Consider the following 19409-nt stretch of genomic DNA (forward strand, 5'->3'; position numbering starts at 1 on the left):
ATGAACACTGACTGCAAAATTTTATGGAGAAATTGTCTTGATGTGATTCGTGATATCATTCCCGAAGCTGCATTCAATACGTGGTTTAAGCCAATTGTCCCGCTGAAATATGAAGGCAATGTTCTCACGATTCAGGTTCCCAGTCAGTTTTTTTACGAGTATCTCGAGGATAAATATATCGATCTTATCCAACAGACACTCTACCGTAAAATCGGAGAAGGAACCATTCTCAACTACCGCATCCTGATAGAGGCTGAAAGCAACACAACTGTGGAGATGCGCGGTGAGCCCAAACTTACCGTTTCCGACAAGAAGAATCAGAATCCGGTATCGGCAAAGGTGCCTACGCCATTCGACAGGGTGGCACCGTCTGAATTCGACTCGCAGATAAATCCCAAATACACCTTCAACAACTTCTTCGAGGGAGAAAGCAACCGCCTGGCACGCACGGCAGCCGAAGCGGTAGGGTTAAACCCGGCGAAGACCGCCTTTAACCCCCTTTTCGTGTATGGGAAATCGGGTGTGGGAAAAACGCACCTCTGCCACGCAATCGGTTCAAAAGTTCTGGAACTCTACCCCGACAAGAAGGTACTCTATATTACGGCACACCTGTTCAAGGTGCAGTATACGGATGCAAGACGTTTCAACACCATAAACGACTTTATCAACTTCTACCAGAGTATCGACGTACTTATCATCGATGATATCCAGGAGCTCTCGGGACTGGAGAAAACGCAGAACACCTTCTTCCATATATTCAACCATCTTCACCACAACAACAAGCAACTGGTGATGACATCGGACTGTTCTCCCACTGAGATGCAGGGGATGGAGGAGCGATTGCTGACCCGCTTCCGCTGGGGACTTTCCACTAAACTGGAACGGCCCGACAAGGAGCTTCGTAAAAAGATACTGAAACATAAAATCCTGACCGACGGATTGACCATCTCCGATCAGGTGATCGACTTTATCGCCGAAAACGTAACGGAAAATGTTCGTGATCTTGAAGGTGTCATCGTTTCGCTGATGGCACACTCCATCATCAACAACCGTGAAATTGACATCACGCTGGCACGCCGTGTCATGGAGCAGAACATCCGTTTTGAGAAGAAGAAGATCACCGTACAGAAGATCCAGGAGACAGTCAGCGATTTCTACAACATCAAAAAGGATCTGATTCAGTCCGCTTCCCGGAAAAGGGAGATTGTACAGGCACGACAGGTAACCATGTATTTCATCAAGAAATATACCGAATTATCGCTCTCCCAGATCGGGATCCAGGTGGGGAACCGGAACCATGCCACTGTACTCCACGCCTGTAACACCATCAAGAATCTGACGGAAGTGGATAAGGGGTTCCGCTCCGATATCCAGGAGATAGAGCGTCTCCTGCAATCCTGAACCAAATCTTGGCCAACCGCAAGGATATCTCCAGACGCTCGCCATTGCGCGGTGCCTCCATAATACAGCAATCAAAATGAGAGGGCTCCACCTTTTTCTTCTATTGTGCGTCTCACTAACCGTATCGGCCTCCGGTCCGATAAAGATTGGTGTGATCAGCGACCTCCATTTTCTCTCCCCGCGGCTTGCTTCCGAAAGTGACGCACTTTCTGCCTACGAATCTGCCACTGGGAGAAAGATCGGCGAAATGCACGAAGTACTGGAGCATGTTTTGAACGGACTTCAACTGGAGAAGATAGATCTGCTGCTGATCTGCGGGGATCTGACCAACCATGGGGAGAAGGAAAGCCACAGCGATCTGACGGAGAGACTGCAGTCGGTCAGGCAAAGCGGAATAAAGGTGGCGGTAGTACCTGGAAATCACGATATCAATATTCCCGATGCGAAATCCTATACCGGAGCCAAACCGGTGCCCGCCGAAGGGATATCGGAGAGCGATTTCGTCAAATTATACGCCCCGTTCGGCTATGGTGATGCATTCAGCAGGGACAGCTCCTCGCTGAGTTACGCAATGACAATTGACGAGACCACATGGCTGCTCTGTCTCGATACCAGCCGTTATGGAGAGTATACCCGCTCATCGGTAAGCGGCGGACGAATCCTGCCGCAAACCCTGCAATGGGCTGTCGATCTCCTCCGGAAAGCAAGGGAGAAGGGAGTCACCGTGCTGGGCATGATGCACCACGGCCTGGTGGAACATATGCCTTACCAGGCGCTCTTTTTCTCCGATTACCTGGTCGACGGGTGGCAACAGAGGGCCGCCACACTGGCGGACGAGGGGCTGAGGGTGGTCTTCACCGGACATTTCCATTCGAACGATATCACCCGCCTTATCTCCCCCGGCGGCAATCCCATCTATGATGTGGAGACGGCCAGCCTTGCTGGTTTTCCTTTTGCCTACAGGATCATACAGCTGGAGGAGGGGAAACTCTCGATCGATACCCGGTTTGTCACATCCATCCCGTCAAACCCCGATCTGGAGACCCAATCTCGCCAGAGAGCGGCCGAACTGACCCGCAAGGTTGCCCGTAACCGGATCAGGGCCATCGGCATCCCCCTGCCGGCCGAAACGGAATCGGCGTTGACCGAATTACTGGTGGAAATGCATCTGCTCCATCTGCGTGGCGATGAAAGACCCGACGAAGCATTGGTTCAAGCCATCCAGAACCTGGCCGGGCTGTTGGACGGGACAGCCGGCGAAACCGATTTTCAACTCGACTTTCCCCCGGCCGACAATCGGCTGGTGATTGAACTGGAGGCAAAATGAGAGAGCATGCCCCACTACAACCCTGGATGTTTCCCGACCGTATCGAAGCCGGTTGCGACGAGGTAGGACGCGGATGTCTGGCAGGACCGGTATTTGCCGCTGCCGTCATACTTCCGCCCCACTTCCGGTGTGACGCATTGAACGACTCCAAGCAGTTGACCGGAAAGATGCGCCGGGAGCTCCGCCCCCTGATCGAACGACACGCCCTGAGCTATGCCGTGGCGAGCTGCACCCCGGAAGAGATCGATGAGATGAATATCCTCTGGGCGTCGGTCGCGGCGATGCACAAAGCCCTGGCCGGGCTGAAGATTCTCCCCGACCATATCCTGATCGACGGAAACCGCTTCCGCCCATTCAGGGAGATCCCCCACACCTGTGTGGTGAAGGGCGACGGCAAGTACATGTCGATTGCTGCAGCCTCGGTACTGGCCAAGAGCCACCGTGACGAGTATATGGAGAGGCTGCACCGGGAGTTTCCACAGTATGGTTGGGATCACAACAAAGGATATCCCACCGCTGCACACCGCAAGGCGATCAGGCAGTACGGCATCACGCCTCATCACCGGAAGAGCTTCCAGTTAACGGAACGTCAGCTGAAACTGGAGTTTTAATCACTCGATCCGGATAAACCGTTTTTGCTTCAGGTCGTAATAATGGATCTCACCCTTTTCGATCCGGTAGTACCAGCCCATGACACTTAGCCGCCCCTCCTTAATCCGTTGCCGAACATAGGGATACCTCATCAGATGGTTTACCTGCTCAACCACATTCATCTTCTCGGTATATTCACTCCTCTCTTCGAGGGTAATCCTCTGTTTCGCCATCATCTCCTCTACAGCCTCTTTTACCGGCAATGCAAGTTCCAGCCACTTCCTGGTATGGGGAAGATCCTTGAGTTCACTACGCTCCTGGTAGAGGGCGGCACATCCCCCGCAGTTGGAGTGGCCGCAGACCACGATATTGCTGACATTCATCTGCTTTACCGCATACTCGATGACGGCCGATGTGGCTAAAAAGGTATCCGAGTCTTTCTTGTAGTAGGGAACAAGATTGGCGATATTCCTTACCACAAACAGTTCGCCCGGGAAAGTACGGGTTACCAGGTTGGGCACCACCCTCGAATCGGAACAACCGATAAAGAGCGTATGCGGATGCTGCTCCTGTCCCAGCTCCTCGAAGAACTGCTGACGCGGCACGAACTCGTTGGCTACAAACTCACGGATCCCGTCGAATAAGGGGTGATCGCCTGCTCTCGATCCCTGTTGGTCAATCTCTTTCATAGTCAATCGGTTTGGTTTTAATCTTAAAGATTGGGTCAGGTTATATTTTTCATACTCAGATGAATCCGTTTCCGATCCAGGTCGACCGACAGCACCTTTACCCTGACATGCTGATGGAGTGAAACCACATCGGTAGGGTTGGTAACGAAGCGGTCGGCCAGCTCCGAAATATGGACCAGCCCGTTCTCCTTGATGCCGAAATCAACAAAACAGCCAAAGTTGGTAATGTTGGTCACGATTCCGTTCACCACCATCCCCTCCTTCACATCGGCGATGGTTCGCAGGGAAGGATCGAACTCCAGCAGTTTCACGTTCGAGCGGGGGTCTCGACCGGGTTTCTCAAGCTCCTGAAGGATATCGGTTAACGTCTCCGTGCCGACATTTCCACTCCGATAACGGTTGATATCGATGGTTGCGATCAGCTCTCTATTGCCGATCAGCTCCTTTACCGAACATCCAAGGTCACTGGCCATCTTCTCCACAACCGGATAGCTTTCGGGATGGACGGCGGAGTTATCGAGCGGATTGTCAGCATCGGGAATCCGGAGGAAGCCGGCACACTGCTCAAAAGCCTTCTCGCCCAGACGGGGCACCCTCTTCAGGGTTGTCCGTGAGCGAAAGGGACCGTTCTCGGTACGGTAGTTGACGATATGTTGCGCGAGCGATTCACCCAGTCCCGATACATACATCAACAGATGCTTGCTTGCCGTGTTCAGGTTGACTCCGACCAGATTGACACAACTCTCCACAGTCTGGTCGAGCGACTGTTTCAGCTTGGTCTGATCCACATCGTGCTGATACTGCCCCACCCCGATCGATTTCGGATCGATCTTCACCAGTTCGGCCAGCGGATCAATCAGCCTCCGGCCTATGGATACCGCCCCACGGACAGTAACGTCATAATCGGGAAACTCCTCGCGGGCCACCTTCGATGCCGAATATACCGAAGCCCCGTTTTCACTGACCACAAATACCTTTACCTCCCTATCATACCTCAGGTTGGCAATAAAGCGCTCCGTTTCACGGCTTGCCGTACCGTTACCGATGGCAATCGCATCGATGCGGTAGGTGGAGACAAGCTTGGTAACCTTGGCGGCCGATTTCGAAAACTCATTCTGCGGCGGATGGGGATAGATGGTCTCATTGTGCAGCAAGTTACCCTGCTCATCCAGGCAAACAAGCTTGCAACCCGTCCGATATCCCGGATCGACAGCCAGTATCCGTTTCTGTCCCAAAGGGGGAGAGAGCAGCAGTTGCCGCAGGTTTTCGGCGAAGACGGCAATGGCCGCCACATCTGCCTTCTCTTTGGAGAGGTTGGCAAACTCCGTTTCAATGGAGGGTTTGAGCAGACGTTTGTAGGCGTCCTCCACCGCCTTTTCGACATAGTCTGCCGCCTCGCAGTTGATCCTGGCAAAACGGGGAACCAGCTTATCGAGGCATCTCTCATCGTCGGGCGAAATGGATACACGCAGGAACCCTTCCGCTTCTCCTCGCCGGATGGCAAGTAAACGGTGTGAAGGGCATCGGGAAAGCGGGGTGGAGAAGTCGAAATAGTCGCGATACTTTTCGCCCTCCTGCTCCTTCCCTTTTATTACTTTGGCAGAAATGACCGCCTCGCGCGCAAAGATGTTTCGAATGAGCTGACGCGCTTTTTCATCTTCATTTACCCATTCTGCGATAATGTCGCAAGCTCCCTTCAATGCGGCTCCGGTATCGGCAACCTCCTCTCCGATGAACTGACGGGCTTTCGCCTCGACAGAACCGGCCTGCTGCAGCATCAACCACTTGGCCAGCGGCTCAAGCCCCCTCTTCCGGGCCAGTTCAGCACGTGTCTGTCGCTTGGGTTTGTAAGGGAGGTAGATATCCTCAAGCGCTACGGGATCCCAGCAGTTGCCGATCCGCTCTTTCAGCTCCGGCGTCAGCTTCTCCTGCTCCTCAATGGAGGCGAGAATGGTCCTTTTTCGCTTCTCCAGCTCTACATACTTGTCGTTCAGCGATTTGACCTCGGCTATCTGCACCTCGTTCAGGGCTCCGGTTACCTCTTTCCGGTAGCGGCTGATAAAGGGGATGGTTGCACCTCTGTCCAAAAGGGTGATGGTATTTTCTACATTTACGGGACGGAGATTTAACGTGTTGGAAATTAGCGAAATAATTATGGATCGGTCCATCAGGGAGTTATTTTTGGTACAAAAATACAAAAATGTTCAAAAGGGTGAAAATATAGCTATCTTTGTATCAAAACTTCATCTTATCGACATATTGAGAATATAGCATGGCTAAACTGAAAACGACATACTTCTGTTCCAACTGCGGGAACGAGTCGCCCAAATGGATGGGCAGGTGCCCTGCCTGCGGGGAGTGGGGATCGATGGTGGAAGAGGTGGTGAGAAAAGAGAGTGCCTCGAAAATGGGCGATACCCGATCATTTGAAAGCGTCAAGAGCCACCCTCAGACGCTCGGCGAGATAAGGGCCGAACAGGAGCCCCGGATCGACATGCACGATGAGGAGTTCAACCGGGTACTTGGTGGCGGGTTGGTTCCCGCCTCACTGGTATTGATAGGGGGGGAACCGGGAATCGGCAAATCGACGCTGGTGCTTCAAACAATGTTGAAACTGGGTGACATCAGAACCCTATACGTTTCGGGCGAAGAGAGCGCGCGACAGTTGAAGCTGAGGGCCGACCGCCTCGGGATCACGAATGAAAACTGCCTGATCGTGTGCGAGACCAATCTCGACGAGATATTCAAGCATATCCGGAACACCTCACCGCAACTTGTTATCATCGACTCCATCCAGACAGTCTACAGCGAACTGCTGGAGTCATCGCCCGGCAGCATCTCCCAGGTCAGGGAGTGTGCCGCCTCGGTGCTGAAATTTGCCAAGCAGTCGGGCACCCCGGTGATCCTAATCGGCCATATCACCAAGGAGGGCAGCATTGCCGGACCCAAGGTACTGGAGCACATTGTAGACACGGTTCTGCAGTTCGAGGGCGACCAGCACTACATGTACCGCATATTGAGGAGCATCAAAAACCGGTTCGGCAGCACATCCGAGCTGGGAATCTACGAAATGACCCCTTCCGGACTCCGTGAGGTCAGCAACCCTTCGGAGCTGCTGCTTACCCAGAACCACGAAGGGTTGAGCGGAGCGGTCATCTCGGCGGTGATCGAGGGGGTACGCCCCTTTCTTATCGAGACACAGGCCCTGGTGAGCACGGCGGCGTACGGCGGCAATCCGCAACGGTCGGCCACCGGCTTCGATATCCGGCGGATGAACATGTTGCTGGCCGTACTGGAGAAGCGTGCCGGCTTTAAACTGGCTCAAAAGGATGTCTTCCTCAACATTGCCGGGGGATTGCGCGTAAACGATCCGGGAATGGATCTGGCGGTGATCAGCTCCATCCTCTCGTCGAGCCTGGATATGGCTGTTGAGAGAGAGACCTGTCTCACCGGCGAGGTGGGATTATCGGGCGAGATCCGTCCGGTAAACCGGATCGAACAGCGGATTACCGAAGCTGAGAAGTTGGGCTTCTCACGCATCGTTGTACCCGCCAACAACCTGAAAGGCTTTAAATCGAAAGTGAAAATTGAAATCGAACCGGTAAAAAAGGTGAGTGACGCATTCCGAATGCTATTTTCATAGATAAATTTGTAGGAAAGATATTTGCTCGCTAAAATAAAATATCTATCTTTGTATCCACTTCAGGCACAACGGTACCTTGACCGAGTGGTTAGGTAGCGGTCTGCAAAACCGTCCACGGCGGTTCGACTCCGCCAGGTACCTCAACAAGAGAGGCCGTCCCGACAGGAAGAGTAACTTCTGCAGGACGGCCTCTCTTATGTTATGCTCTTTCTACAATCCCTTGATCACCAGCAGTGGTGTGTCGGAATGGAAAAGCATCCGGCGGGCAATTCCCGGATTAAAGATGCGGGTAAAGAGTCCTCTCCTGGAACTCGACATGGCAATCATGTCTATCTTGTGCTCCTCCACAAACTCTTCGAGGATGATCTCAAGCTGCCTGTCACGGTCGATCAGCTTGTAGTCGATATCGAGATCGGGATATTGCTCCTCAAGATATCGCTGGGTTCCCGAGAGCTTGATCTCGACCCACATATCCCCTTTCCTGCTCATATGGGCCAGATAGACCTTGACGGGATAGGGCCTGATAAATCCCATCATGATGTCGAACGCCTTGAACTCACGCTCCCGGAAGTTGGTGAGGAAAAGAATGTTCTTCATTTGAGAGATATCCTGATCTTTCGAATTTTCAGGAATGGCAAAGATCGGTGTCCTGCAGCCGTCGATCACTTCGGCGGTGACGCTTCCGATCAGGTCGAGATCCTTGGCGTTGCTACCCCGTGTTCCCATGACAATGGCTCTCGGACGCTGCTTCTTTGAATAGGAGATGATCTCCTCTTCTGGTAATCCCTCCATCAGCGCGGATGTGAACCGGACATCGGGCAACTCCTTATTGGCAATTCTCTCACGGATGTTCTTGACCAGCCTCTCCATCTCCGACTCCATCCTGTTGCGGATATCCTTGTAGAGATCCCTATCCGAGGTCTGCACGGAGAACGAATCGCCGAAAGGTATGGCCATCGGATAGTAGGGGGTAAAGAAAGCGTGGATCAACTTCACTTCACAGCCGATATCAAAGGCAAGATTAAAGCCGAACTCGCAGGCCTTCATCGTGTAGCTAGAGAAGTCGACCGGGATCAACACCTCGTTATTCACTTTTACATGCTCGAGATCATCCATCGATTCAACGTTTGAGGTAAAATCTACCTGCTCAATGATGGTGAGTGCTTTGGGCAGATCGCTCTCGTTTATCCTGACACGGACGTTCCCCGGAACAGTGGGTTGAATGATGCTCACTCCGTGAATTACGGCAGGAATGCCTTCCGACTCGAGAATCGATTTAAGAATCACCGCCTTTTCATAGGAGTGGATCGCAACGGTCACCAGCTTCTGTTCTGGACCGCCTGGTTTTTTATCTTCTTTTCCCATGTTTGTCTCTTTAAATTGGTTATTGCTATCAAAAGAAAAAGCCCAATATTTGCCTGTAATCCGTCAAATATTGGGCTCTGCCTGTTGGAAATAAATCAGATATTATCCTCTCCCTCAATAGGTTCTGATTGATAAACGGGATAATCTTCCAAGCCCAATATGGACAATGCTTTATCAAATATCGTGGAATCATCCAGCACAACGATGCCCCCGTCGGGACCCGGCTCTATATGAACGCCTATACTTTTGCCTTCCTTGTAGTTGTATCCACCGAAATAATTTCTTACCGTCTCGGGCTTCAATCCCAATTCTTCAGCTATCCGGTGGATACTACCGTCAGGGAGCTTGTCTTTCAATGCTCTTAATTCGTTAAATGTGAGAGTTCTTGCCATGGCTTCTAAATTTTATTGATTGATAAATCTCGTTAGTGAATTATGCCCTAAACTTACACAATATTTCAGATAACGCCAATTTTTTTCGGCAAAAAATGGTAAAAAGTTCCCTACTTACCTTTTAACAAAAATCAGTGCGGTAAAGTTGCCAGGAGAGGACTGAAAATTAGAATGAAGAGTATATAGGCAGAACATATGATCCCGAGGAGCATGCCATCTTTTGCCGGATAGAACGACAAACGGGCCTGCGTTTGGGCGACGTGAAGGTAGCGGATTCTTACCTGGACATAGAGTTCATAAAGCAACAATGCGAGCAGTGAACCGACAATGGCTCCGGCAACGATATCAGATATGAAATGGACTCCCAGGTAGATCCTTGAATAACTGTTCAGAACTGCCCACACAAATAGCGGGATGGTTACCCAGCGGTTCTTGAACAGTAGTGATATAAAGAGCGCCAAACCGAAACTATTGGTGGCATGGCCTGAAATGAATCCGAACCGTCCGCCCCGGTAATTATTCACAATATCCACCATATCCTTGAAATCGGGATGGTGTGTGGGACGATACCGCTCGAAGAGGGGCTTGAACAGCCCCGACGATACCTGATCGCACAGGGCAAAGAGCACCACCAGAAAAACCGTTGCGAGAATAGCCTCCCGGCGTGGTCGAGGCGTCTTCCAGAAATAGATCACAACAAAACAGAGCAACATCAACATCCAGACATACCTGCCGGTATAGGTCCAGAAAAGATTGTCGAGGAAAACGGAGTCGCTGCCGTTTAACGCAAAAAAGAGCTCCCGCTCTATTGGCAAGAAATTCTCGACCGCCTCTTTCATATCACCTCCACGTTCTCTTTCGATGTCCAGCCAACACTTCCATTGGCAATTTCAATCTCGATCCAGTTCCCGTAGGTCTTGTTGAGCTTGACCTTCGTTCCTTCATGCAGCCTGAACAACTCCTGACTGTTGGCATCTGGAGAGGCCATGATGGATGCCGAGGCCGACATCACGATTCCGGTATTGCGCCGGGTGCGGCTGTTCTTCTGGTTGAAGGCGAAAACATTGGCCAAAATCACGAAGAGAAAGATGACCAGTCCGGCATAGAAGGCTGTTTTCCTGATCCAGATTCTTCTGACAAAGAGGAAGGTGGCGATGCAGGAAAGAAAGGCGATAAAGAGGATAATGGCAAGGGTTGCCCACCGGTTGGAATTGAGCAGGTTTTCAAGATTGTTGATCCAGCTTGTCAGAAAAAAGGTCTCGGCGGTATCGATCTTGTCCTCGATACGTGTACGGGCAAACCTGAGATTGTGCCGGATATCGCTGTCTCCCGGATCGAGGAGCAGAGCCCGTTCATAGTTCAGAATCGCCTTTGCTGTCTCTCCGTTTCTGAAATAGGCATTACCCAAGTTGTAATAGATCTCGGCCGATTCCCTGCCTTCCGACAGCAGTTGGGCCACCACCTGTTCATAGAGCTGGATACTTCTCTTGTAATCTTCACTCCGGTATGCTTCGGACGCCGATTCCACAGTGCTTTGCGCAACCGAGAGCGTGGCGCAAAGAAGTAAAATCAGGGTCAATCCATGTCTGATCGTTTGCATATCACTTTCGTTTTAGTTTGCTTTCCATTTTCCCAATGGCGTCAACAGTCTCGTCATACAGTCTATCCATGGCAGTATCGCTCTCTGCCGGTGCATAACGTGCGAACTCACAGGTGTCGAGAATCTGCATGAAGCGGTCTATCAACGTCTGTTCCACACCGTAATCGGAGAGTTCCTTCTCGATGTTATCCTTGGTCAAACTGGCAACCGGGATAGAGAGCTTGTCGCTGAAATAGCCCCAGAGTGCCCGCAACACTTCGTCGTAGAATTTCTCCTTGTTGTGCTCCTTCAGAAACTTCTCAGCCAATTTCAATCTCCGGATCGCCATCTTGTTGGCTTTCCTCGTCCTCATCCTGGCCACATCGGCATTCTCTCTGGCCATCTTCCGGTTGAAGAGGTAGAAGAGAATCAGGCCAAGAAGGGGAAGCAGGTACCACAACCAGTAACCGGTTGTCCCGACGAAGTAGCTGTCCCTGTAATGGTATTGAGGCTCTCCGGTCTTCAGGAAACGGATATCCTGCTCCACACGCACATTCTGCTGATTCACATAGCTGCTTGCCGATACTTTCGACGGGTCACCTTTTGCTATCTGCAAACTGTAAGCGGGCGATTTCAGGGTTTTATAGGAGTGGCTGTTCGGATCGAAATAGGAGAACTCGACGGGCGGAATTTCATAATTGCCTTCATAGCGGGGAATAGCCAGATAGTCGATCTTCCTTGAGCCGGTCAGCCCATTGGTGGTGACCTGGAAATTGTTGGTGACGGTGGGGTCATAACCCTCGAAATTGGTGGGGAACTTCACTTCGGGGTTCCGTATCAGCTTCATATTTCCTGTTCCCGATATCTCGAGTGTAACGGTAACCGGCTCGTTTGCCCTGGTTTGCTCTGTGCTGATGGAAGGGGTAAAGGTAAAGGTTCCAACCGCGTTGGAGAAATTCAACGGTTTCCCCTCGGGCAACGGTTTCACATTTATAGTTAACGGATTTGTCACCAGTGCCTTCTTCACGTCGGCCATCACCTCCTGTGTACCGAAGAAGGTGGAAACCCTCTTTCCGGAAGGGACCGAGAACACCATCTCCAACCGTCCCGACGGGATGGTGATCTTGCCAGAACGCTGAGGGAAGAGGAGGGTCTTCTTCAAATCGGCCGTATAGTAGTTGCGACCGTTGTATCGCTCAAGCTGAAGTTGCTGATTGGAGGCTATTGGCACCTCCTCCACCATGAATCCTTCAAATTCGGGAAATTCGATCTTCCCGAGGTTGGTAATGTTGAGGGTGGTGTACAACCGGAAGGTAACGGTAAATCCCTCCTGCTCGTATACGTTCTCCTTCGAAACGATCGCCCGGATAAAAGCATCATTTGCACTCACCGTACCGCCCTCTGCCCTGGAGGCGGAACCTGGACTGCCCGGATCATTTTCCTGATTGCCTTCAGTGACCTTATCCGGAGGAAGCACCTTTACCGTAAGGCTGTTGGATCTGTAATTGCTTCCATCCACTGTAATGGAGGCAGGCTCAATGGTAAAGGTGCCCTCTTCCTGCCCCACCAGGATATAGGTATAGGTCACTGAACTCTCCGAAGTGGATTTTCCGTTGACAATGGTCTGGCTATAGCTACGCGAAGTGGATGGTCCGAAAAGGACTTCAAACCCTTTCAGATCGGGCAGACGGAGATCTTTACCCTCCTTGTTGAGCGTGTAGCTCAACCTGAACTGCTCACCCTTCACCACTGCATTGGGAGCAGATGCGCGAAATGTTACCTGCGCCCGGAGCATGGTTGTTCCGGCCAGAAACAGTGCCAGAAAAAGAAAAAATCCGCTATATCTCTTCAAATACCTCATTGACTATACAAATCTTAAAATATCTCTATCCTACCAATCTCTGTTTCGCCGTCTGTTCTCATCGGCCTTGTTCTTCCGTTCTTCCGCCTTTATCTTGTTGACCTTCTCCTGTGTCTCCCGTTCATCCTGCTCAATGGCCTGCAACAACTGGCGGGCATTGTCGCGTGACATCTGTTCCGGCTCCGGCGACTCTTCAGGCTTCTTGGGCTGGTCGGGATTATTCTGCTGATCGGGTTGCTGCTGCTCTTCCTGCTGTTGCTGTTGCTGCTGCTCTTCCTGTTCCTGTTCCTGATCCTGTATCATCTTCTGTACGACGGCCAGGTTGTAGCGCGTTTCGTCATCTTCGGGATTGATTCGCAACGCCATTTTGTAGGCTTCCATCGATTTCTCCAGCTCTTTCTTCTGCAACAGTGCATTTCCGATATTGTGCCATGCAGCCGAGATTCTCTTCGGATTCTCTTTCTCGATCGAGAGGTACTGCTGGTAACTCTCTGCCGACTTGTCCCACTCCTTCTGTCTGTATAACGTGTTGCCCGCGTTGTAGTTGGCCTCCGGTGACGAAGGATTCTCTCCCAGTGCATCGCTATAGAAGGTAAACGCCTCCGAAAACTTCTGCTGCCGGTACGCCTTGTTCCCTTTCCGCACATTTTCCCGAACCCCCTTCTGGGCCTGGAGCGGCAGTGTCAAGGCAACCATCAACGCGAAAATGATATATCTCATTACGTTCCTCATCTGAATAGGCGAATATTTTTAAACAACGGGTTTTTCTTGTCGTATATCAAGAATTCCACAATCAGAATAATCAGCAGGATCCAGGCAAAAAGCGGAAATTTTTCGTCATATTCCGAATAAGTGAGAGTGGCACTCTTTTTGGTCTCCAGTTCGTTCAGTTCACTCTCCAATGCCCGGATGGCCGTATTTGAATTATCGGCCTGCACATAGAGACCCTTTCCATTCTGCGCAATCTCCTGGGCCATCTGCTCGTTCAGTCTCGAGACCACGACCCTCCCCTCGCTGTCTGTCCGGAAGTTATTACTGTATTCCGACTCCGGCACGGGGGTTCCCTCCACGGAGCCGATCCCGAGGACATTCACCATGATTCCAGCTTCTGAAGCCTGCCGGGCAGCCTCATTGGCATTCCCTTCATGATCTTCGCCGTCGGTAATGATGATCATCGCCTTATCCACATCCTGGTCGCCCGAAAAGGAGTTCATCCCTAACCGTATTGCCTCGGCAATTGCCGTTCCCTGAACAGGAACAAGGCTCGGGTCGATGGTGTTGAGAAACAGCTTGGCCGACTGCGTATCGGAGGTCAGCGGCATCTGCACATACGCCTCACCTGCAAAGACGATCAGTGCCACCTTGTCGTTTTTGCGCACATCGATGATTCTCGACAGGATCTGCTTGGCCCGCGACAACCTGTCGGGAGTGACATCACGCGCCAGCATGGAGTTGGAGACATCAATGGCTATCACCAGCTCGATCCCCTCCTTTTCTACCGTTTCTACCTTGGTCCCGAACTGTGGCCTTGCAATCATGAAGATTCCGGCACACAGTGCTGCAAAAATCAGCCAGAACTTCAGGTAGGAACGCTTGAGCGACAATTCAGGCATCATCCGTTTTACTGTAGAGAGCACACCAAGCCTCTTCACATCGTTCCGCTTCCTGATGTTCAGGTAGATGTATAACGCCACCAGAAATGGCATGGCGATAAACAGGTATAGGTATTCCGGGTTTTCGAATCTAAACATCTCTTCTTGCTTTTGGCTGTTGACAACAATTACCCTCTACGGTATGCTCCTCAACCAGGTTCTTCTCAGGATCAGCTCCGCCAGAATCAGAGCCAGTGCAAGCAATGCAAAGGGCAGGAACAGCTCCTGCTTCCTGGTGACATTCTGTACGCTGATCAGGTATTTTTCGAGCTTGTCAATCTCATCGTAAATATCTCTCAAACTTTCGTTGTCCACTGCCCGGAAATATTTTCCTCCGGTAAGTGAGGCAATTTCGGTCAATGTCTTCTCATCGATATCCACCGGCATGTTCTGCAAGCGCATCCCGAAAGGAGTCTGCACCGGTGTAGGAGCCACCCCCTTGGTACCGGCACCGATGGTATAGACGCGAATACCGTAAGAGTGCGCCAGGTCGGCTGCCGTGAGCGGTGCAATCTGTCCCCGGTTATTCGAGCCGTCGGTCAACAGGATCACTACTTTCGACTTGGATTCGCTATCTTTCAAACGGTTGACCGCGTTTGCAAGTCCCAGTCCGATAGCCGTACCATCTTCGATCAGTCCGAAATCGATACCGTCGAGCAGATTCAACAGCACCTTGTGATCGGTGGTCATGGGACATTGCGTAAAGCTCTCTCCGGCGAAGATCACCAATCCGATGTTATCGTTCTTCCGGTTAGTAATAAATTCGGCAGCGACCTTCTTGGCCGCCTCCAATCTGTTGGGCTGCAAATCCTGTGCCAGCATCGAACCAGACACGTCAAGGGCCAGCACGATATCGATCCCCTGCGTCTCTGACTCTTCCCAGCTATCGACCGCCTGAGGACGGGCAATAACAACTATGATCAGAGCAATCGACACCATTCTCAGCACAAACGGAAGGTGGCGCAGGTAGGTTCTGGCTCCCCTGTTTTTGCTGTTGAATGCGTTGGTAGAGGCCAATCTGAACGATGCCTGTGTCTTCGACAAACGTATGATGTACCACGCGATCAGCGGGGCCAATATCAGCAACAGATAGAGGTATGTAGGGCTGGCAAATTGCATATCTTCAATGTTGACCTTGTTCGGTTTTACTCTCTTCCATCAGTTTTCCCTGTTCCTCCCTATCGGGAAGCGGATCAGGTTCGCGCGTCTGATTGACAAAGAAATAGGCATTCATCAGCGTCAGGTCGTTCTCATCCATATAGGGTCTGTATTTTGCGAACTTCACCTTGTCGGCCACCGAGAGGATCTGTACCAGGTTATCGTAAACCGAATCTTCATCTGTCCGTTTTCTTATCTCCGCCAGAATCTCGCCCGAGGTCATCTCCATCGCATTGATCCTGTAACGTTCAGCCATATAGACCCGGAGGATGTCGGTAACCTTGGTATAGAACTCTTTCTCCCGGCCCTGTTGCCATATCTTGGCAGCCTTCAGTCTATCCAGTTCCTGAATGGCACGGAGATGCGGAGGTAGCACCTGAGGCGGGGTAAAGAAATAGCCTTTTTTCTTTTTCCGGAGCAGAAGGAGGATAACCAGGCCAATCAGCAAGAGAAGCAGGATGACACCCAAAACGATCCACAAGATCCAGAGATAATCGGTCCAGACAAACGGCGGCTTCTGCAGCGGCTTGATATCGTTGAGCTGAAGCTGACGGAAATCGATCGAGTCGGTCTCTCCCGAGTTGAGCTTCTCCAGGTAGGCAACCGTCGAATCCTTCAGTACCGGTGAAGTGACTTTCAATCCAAACGAGTTGGAATAGATGGTGTCGGTACCGTCGAAAATGGGCATGGAGGGGATATAATAGAGCGTGGAATCGAACGATGTGACCAGATACTTGAAGTTCATCGTGGCCACTTCGTTTTCGATGACGGTATCGGGCGGAAGCATGGTCAACACCTCCAGACCGGGTACAATCTCCTTCTGATAAACGGGAAACTGGATGGTTTTGCCTTTGGGGGCAATCACCTTCAGGTTGATGAGCGCCTGTTCACCGATCTGGATCTCGGCCGGCTGAACACTCGCCTGTACCGATGCACGCTGTGCAAAGCAGTGGTGAGCCGCACCGGACAGCAAAAACAACAACACTATATGTAGAACTTCTCTTCCCACTTCTCAATCTCTTCTTAATTCATCAATTCCTATCTCCTACGCTGGAACAGCAGCAGCAGCGCCTTTACAAAATCCTCCTCGGTCGAGACCGAGACGTTGTCCACACCGCTCTGCTTGAATGCAAGCATCATCTCCGACTGACGGCGCTGCCACCACATCGCATAATCGCTCCTTACGCTCTTTGAGGAAGTGTCAATCCACATCTCTCCACCGGTCTCCGGATCCATCACCTTCATCAGTCCCAATGGGGGAAGTTCCGTGCTGAGCTTATCGTACACCTGAATTGCAACAATGTCATGTTTTCGGTTGGCAATACGAAGTGCGAACTTGTAATTTCCCGTATCGATAAAGTCGGAGATCAGGAATGTGGTGCACCGTTTCTTGATGGCATTGGTCATGTACCGCAGCGCCAAGTTGATGTCGGTTCCGCAACTTTCGGGCTCAAATCCCAATATTTCGCGGATAATAAAGAGGATGTGCTTTCTTCCCTTTTTGGGAGGAATAAATTTCTCCACCTTGTCGGAAAAGAAGATGACACCAATCTTGTCGTTATTTTGAATGGCCGAGAAGGCCAGCGTTGCAGCAATCTCGGCTACCGTGTCGCGTTTTATCTTCCCGGACGAACCGAAGCCAAGGCTTTCCGACACATCAATGAGCAGCATCACCGTCAGTTCCCGTTCTTCCTCGAAGATCTTCACATAGGGCCGGTTGTAGCGGGCAGTCACGTTCCAGTCGATATCGCGCATATCGTCGCCATACTGATATTCGCGCACCTCCGAAAACGCCATACCGCGTCCCTTAAAAGCAGAGTGGTATTGTCCCGCGAAGATGTTCCGCGACAATCCACGTGCTTTTATCTCAATATGACGTACCCTTTTTAGTAATTCACTGGTTTCCATCTATTCCCATTTTTCGAGACAGTTGCGTGGCCATCCAATCCGTCTGCAACGCTCCGGATCACGATCAGGGTACCTCTACCCTGTTCAGGATTTCACTGATGATCTCTTCGGATGTCAAGTTGTTGGCTTCGGCTTCGTAGGTAAGCCCGATACGGTGACGCAGCACGTCGTGACAAACGGCACGGATATCTTCGGGAATCACGTAGCCGCGGCGCTTGATAAAGGCGTAGGTGCGTGCCGCCAGTGCCAGGTTGATGGAGGCACGCGGGGAGGCGCCAAACCCAATCATCTCGTTCATCCCCTTCAGGCCGAACTGGTCTGGGAAACGGGTGGCAAATACGATATCAACGATATAACGTTCGATCTTTTCGTCGATATAGACATCGCGAACAACCTTTCGGGCCTCCAGTATCTCATCGGTAGAGACTACCGGACGATCGATGGCTACCGGTTCAAAGATGTTCTGACGGATGATCCGCTTCTCCTCCTCGCGGGTAGGATAACCGATCACCACCTTCAGCATGAAACGGTCGACCTGCGCTTCGGGCAGCGGATAGGTTCCCTCCTGCTCGATCGGGTTTTGTGTAGCCATAACCAGAAAAGGATTGGGCAATTTGTAGCTCTTCTCACCGATCGTGACCTGCCGTTCCTGCATGGCCTCGAGCAACGCACTCTGAACCTTGGCTGGCGCACGGTTTATCTCGTCCGCCAATACAAAGTTGGCGAAGACCGGACCATGCTTCACCTGAAACTCCTCATTTCGCGGGCTGTAGATCATGGTGCCGATAACGTCGGCCGGAAGCAGGTCTGGCGTAAACTGCACGCGGTTGTATTTTGCCTCGATGAGTTGGGCCAGCGACTTGATTGCCAACGTTTTTGCCAACCCTGGCACACCTTCAAGCAGGATATGTCCATCCGACAACAGTCCGATCAGAAGTGACTCCACCAGGTGACGTTGACCCACGATCACCTTGTCCATTCCGGTAAGCAGGGTTTGTGTGAAGGCGCTCTTCTGCTCAATTCTCTCGTTTAGCTCCTTGATATCAATTACTTGACTCATATTGTAATCTGTTTTAGTTTGCGGTGCTGCAAGGAATACCTGAAAATCCCGAATTGCCGACGGCCTGAGGGTCCCCGGCTTTCGAAACACAAAAATAGGAAATGTTAAAGCGTTACCACCTATTTAGCCGTTAAAAATGTTTAAGGGTTAGATCACGACATGGAGTGCTCTCCTGCTATTCAGTCGGCATATACCACTCCTGCCAGCTATCTGGCTACGGCCTAGGGGCGTAGATGACGGGGAATTATTTTAAAAATCCTTTTCTGGAGAGGCTTTTCAACGTTAATCAAGGTTAAAATCCCCTCTTCATGCAGCGTTATTCAAATTTCAGCATCTATCTACTGAACGGCCGAAATCAATTCGAATCAAGGCAGCCTGTGGTTTCAGCCGTTCATGTACAATTATCAACCCAATGTATAATTTAAATGTTTAAGTATGAAAAAACTGAATTATTTGACTGGCATCTTTTTTCTCTCACTCCTGTTTGTGGCATGCGACAAGAAGGATGAACCCACTCCGAAACTGACAATGACACCTTCTTCAGTTGAAGTGAAAATCTCAGAAGAGGCAACCGTCAAGGTAAGCGGCGGCACCACTCCATATACGGTGGCATCGGCCGACACGACCATCGCCACCGCAACGGTTACGGCCAGTGATGTGAAAGTTGCCGGGGTAAAGGAGGGCCAGACAACCATCACTGTCACCGACAAGAACAAGGTGCAAGGCAGCTTTACCGTAAAGGTGACTGGTGAGGAGTGATCGCTCTGCACTAATCGTCCTGGA

18 protein-coding genes and 1 tRNA gene are annotated in these 19409 nt (G+C 51.2%); 6 read left to right on the forward strand and 13 right to left on the reverse strand.

The window, feature by feature from the left end:
* The 3 genes from dnaA to ING2E5A_RS00015 all read left to right on the forward strand — a co-directional run bounded on the left by dnaA (position 1) and on the right by ING2E5A_RS00015 (position 3339).
* Complete coding sequence (gene dnaA / locus ING2E5A_RS00005) at positions 1–1401, forward strand: chromosomal replication initiator protein DnaA (protein WP_071135641.1); 1401 nt, start codon at positions 1–3, stop codon at positions 1399–1401.
* A 76-nt stretch (positions 1402–1477) separates the two neighbouring features.
* Positions 1478–2728 (forward strand): metallophosphoesterase family protein, encoded by a 1251-nt coding sequence (locus ING2E5A_RS00010; RefSeq protein ID WP_071135642.1) that lies wholly within the window; start codon positions 1478–1480, stop codon positions 2726–2728.
* Positions 2725–3339 carry a ribonuclease HII gene (locus tag ING2E5A_RS00015; protein ID WP_071135643.1) on the forward strand — a complete coding sequence of 205 codons (615 nt, stop codon included), beginning with the start codon at positions 2725–2727 and terminating at the stop codon, positions 3337–3339. The genes ING2E5A_RS00010 and ING2E5A_RS00015 overlap by 4 nt, the downstream gene beginning before the upstream one ends.
* Here the strand turns inward: ING2E5A_RS00015 and ING2E5A_RS00020 are convergent, their stop codons facing one another.
* Both ING2E5A_RS00020 and ING2E5A_RS00025 read right to left on the reverse strand, forming a co-directional pair.
* The gene (locus ING2E5A_RS00020) at positions 3340–4008 is read right to left on the reverse strand and encodes a carbonic anhydrase (protein WP_071135644.1); all 669 of its coding nucleotides are present in this window, start codon (positions 4006–4008) and stop codon (positions 3340–3342) included.
* A gap of 35 nt (positions 4009–4043) precedes the next feature.
* Positions 4044–6176, reverse strand: a complete 2133-nt coding sequence (locus ING2E5A_RS00025) for a Tex family protein (RefSeq protein WP_071135645.1) — start codon at positions 6174–6176, stop codon at positions 4044–4046.
* Positions 6177–6280: 104 nt separating this feature from the next.
* On the opposite strand from ING2E5A_RS00025, the gene radA reads away from it, so the two are divergent.
* On the forward strand, positions 6281–7651 hold the full coding sequence (gene radA / locus ING2E5A_RS00030; protein WP_071135646.1) for a DNA repair protein RadA: 1371 nt from the start codon (positions 6281–6283) through the stop codon (positions 7649–7651).
* A gap of 70 nt (positions 7652–7721) precedes the next feature.
* Positions 7722–7792: transfer RNA gene (locus tag ING2E5A_RS00035), tRNA-Cys, on the forward strand.
* Between the two features lie 69 nt (positions 7793–7861).
* On the opposite strand, the gene ING2E5A_RS00040 is transcribed toward ING2E5A_RS00035, so the two are convergent.
* The 11 genes from ING2E5A_RS00040 to ING2E5A_RS00090 form a co-directional block, all read right to left on the reverse strand.
* A complete protein-coding gene (locus ING2E5A_RS00040; RefSeq protein ID WP_071135647.1) occupies positions 7862–9016 on the reverse strand; it encodes a universal stress protein in 1155 nt (384 codons plus the stop codon).
* A 95-nt stretch (positions 9017–9111) separates the two neighbouring features.
* Positions 9112–9408 (reverse strand): DNA-binding protein, encoded by a 297-nt coding sequence (locus tag ING2E5A_RS00045; RefSeq protein ID WP_071135648.1) that lies wholly within the window; start codon positions 9406–9408, stop codon positions 9112–9114.
* A 131-nt stretch (positions 9409–9539) separates the two neighbouring features.
* Positions 9540–10247 (reverse strand): phosphatase PAP2 family protein, encoded by a 708-nt coding sequence (locus tag ING2E5A_RS00050; protein WP_071135649.1) that lies wholly within the window; start codon positions 10245–10247, stop codon positions 9540–9542.
* Positions 10244–11008, reverse strand: coding sequence for a tetratricopeptide repeat protein (locus tag ING2E5A_RS00055; protein WP_071135650.1), 765 nt, complete (start codon positions 11006–11008; stop codon positions 10244–10246). Before ING2E5A_RS00055 ends, ING2E5A_RS00050 begins: the two co-directional genes overlap by 4 nt.
* Position 11009: 1 nt before the next feature.
* The gene (locus ING2E5A_RS00060; RefSeq protein WP_071135651.1) at positions 11010–12848 is read right to left on the reverse strand and encodes a BatD family protein; all 1839 of its coding nucleotides are present in this window, start codon (positions 12846–12848) and stop codon (positions 11010–11012) included.
* Positions 12849–12878: 30 nt separating this feature from the next.
* Positions 12879–13568: a tetratricopeptide repeat protein gene (locus ING2E5A_RS00065; RefSeq protein ID WP_071138092.1), complete on the reverse strand. Its 690-nt coding sequence runs from the start codon at positions 13566–13568 to the stop codon at positions 12879–12881.
* A gap of 8 nt (positions 13569–13576) precedes the next feature.
* Positions 13577–14599 carry a vWA domain-containing protein gene (locus ING2E5A_RS00070; RefSeq protein ID WP_071135652.1) on the reverse strand — a complete coding sequence of 341 codons (1023 nt, stop codon included), beginning with the start codon at positions 14597–14599 and terminating at the stop codon, positions 13577–13579.
* A 36-nt stretch (positions 14600–14635) separates the two neighbouring features.
* Positions 14636–15619, reverse strand: coding sequence for a vWA domain-containing protein (locus ING2E5A_RS00075; RefSeq protein ID WP_071135653.1), 984 nt, complete (start codon positions 15617–15619; stop codon positions 14636–14638).
* Positions 15620–15623: 4 nt separating this feature from the next.
* Positions 15624–16667: a hypothetical protein gene (locus tag ING2E5A_RS00080; RefSeq protein ID WP_071135654.1), complete on the reverse strand. Its 1044-nt coding sequence runs from the start codon at positions 16665–16667 to the stop codon at positions 15624–15626.
* 29 nt (positions 16668–16696) lie between these two features.
* Positions 16697–17566: a DUF58 domain-containing protein gene (locus tag ING2E5A_RS00085; protein ID WP_071135655.1), complete on the reverse strand. Its 870-nt coding sequence runs from the start codon at positions 17564–17566 to the stop codon at positions 16697–16699.
* A gap of 64 nt (positions 17567–17630) precedes the next feature.
* Positions 17631–18626, reverse strand: a complete 996-nt coding sequence (locus tag ING2E5A_RS00090) for an AAA family ATPase (RefSeq protein WP_071135656.1) — start codon at positions 18624–18626, stop codon at positions 17631–17633.
* Between the two features lie 435 nt (positions 18627–19061).
* Between ING2E5A_RS00090 and ING2E5A_RS00095 the strand changes: the two genes are divergently transcribed.
* Complete coding sequence (locus ING2E5A_RS00095) at positions 19062–19385, forward strand: pilus assembly protein N-terminal domain-containing protein (RefSeq protein WP_071135657.1); 324 nt, start codon at positions 19062–19064, stop codon at positions 19383–19385.
* Positions 19386–19409 lie beyond the last annotated feature (24 nt).

Source organism: Petrimonas mucosa (assembly GCF_900095795.1).
GTDB lineage: Bacteria > Bacteroidota > Bacteroidia > Bacteroidales > Dysgonomonadaceae > Petrimonas > Petrimonas mucosa.

Coding starts and splice junctions, on each gene's coding strand:
- ING2E5A_RS00055 (WP_071135650.1), bottom strand. CDS start 11,008: ATGCAAACGATCAGACATGGATTGACCCTGATTTTACTTCTTTGCGCC.
- ING2E5A_RS00040 (WP_071135647.1), bottom strand. CDS start 9,016: ATGGGAAAAGAAGATAAAAAACCAGGCGGTCCAGAACAGAAGCTGGTG.
- ING2E5A_RS00025 (WP_071135645.1), bottom strand. CDS start 6,176: ATGGACCGATCCATAATTATTTCGCTAATTTCCAACACGTTAAATCTC.
- radA (WP_071135646.1), top strand. CDS start 6,281: ATGGCTAAACTGAAAACGACATACTTCTGTTCCAACTGCGGGAACGAG.
- dnaA (WP_071135641.1), top strand. CDS start 1: ATGAACACTGACTGCAAAATTTTATGGAGAAATTGTCTTGATGTGATT.
- ING2E5A_RS00020 (WP_071135644.1), bottom strand. CDS start 4,008: ATGAAAGAGATTGACCAACAGGGATCGAGAGCAGGCGATCACCCCTTA.
- ING2E5A_RS00075 (WP_071135653.1), bottom strand. CDS start 15,619: ATGCAATTTGCCAGCCCTACATACCTCTATCTGTTGCTGATATTGGCC.
- ING2E5A_RS00045 (WP_071135648.1), bottom strand. CDS start 9,408: ATGGCAAGAACTCTCACATTTAACGAATTAAGAGCATTGAAAGACAAG.
- ING2E5A_RS00060 (WP_071135651.1), bottom strand. CDS start 12,848: ATGAGGTATTTGAAGAGATATAGCGGATTTTTTCTTTTTCTGGCACTG.
- ING2E5A_RS00065 (WP_071138092.1), bottom strand. CDS start 13,568: ATGAGATATATCATTTTCGCGTTGATGGTTGCCTTGACACTGCCGCTC.
- ING2E5A_RS00090 (WP_071135656.1), bottom strand. CDS start 18,626: ATGAGTCAAGTAATTGATATCAAGGAGCTAAACGAGAGAATTGAGCAG.
- ING2E5A_RS00070 (WP_071135652.1), bottom strand. CDS start 14,599: ATGTTTAGATTCGAAAACCCGGAATACCTATACCTGTTTATCGCCATG.
- ING2E5A_RS00095 (WP_071135657.1), top strand. CDS start 19,062: ATGAAAAAACTGAATTATTTGACTGGCATCTTTTTTCTCTCACTCCTG.
- ING2E5A_RS00050 (WP_071135649.1), bottom strand. CDS start 10,247: ATGAAAGAGGCGGTCGAGAATTTCTTGCCAATAGAGCGGGAGCTCTTT.
- ING2E5A_RS00015 (WP_071135643.1), top strand. CDS start 2,725: ATGAGAGAGCATGCCCCACTACAACCCTGGATGTTTCCCGACCGTATC.
- ING2E5A_RS00085 (WP_071135655.1), bottom strand. CDS start 17,566: ATGGAAACCAGTGAATTACTAAAAAGGGTACGTCATATTGAGATAAAA.
- ING2E5A_RS00010 (WP_071135642.1), top strand. CDS start 1,478: ATGAGAGGGCTCCACCTTTTTCTTCTATTGTGCGTCTCACTAACCGTA.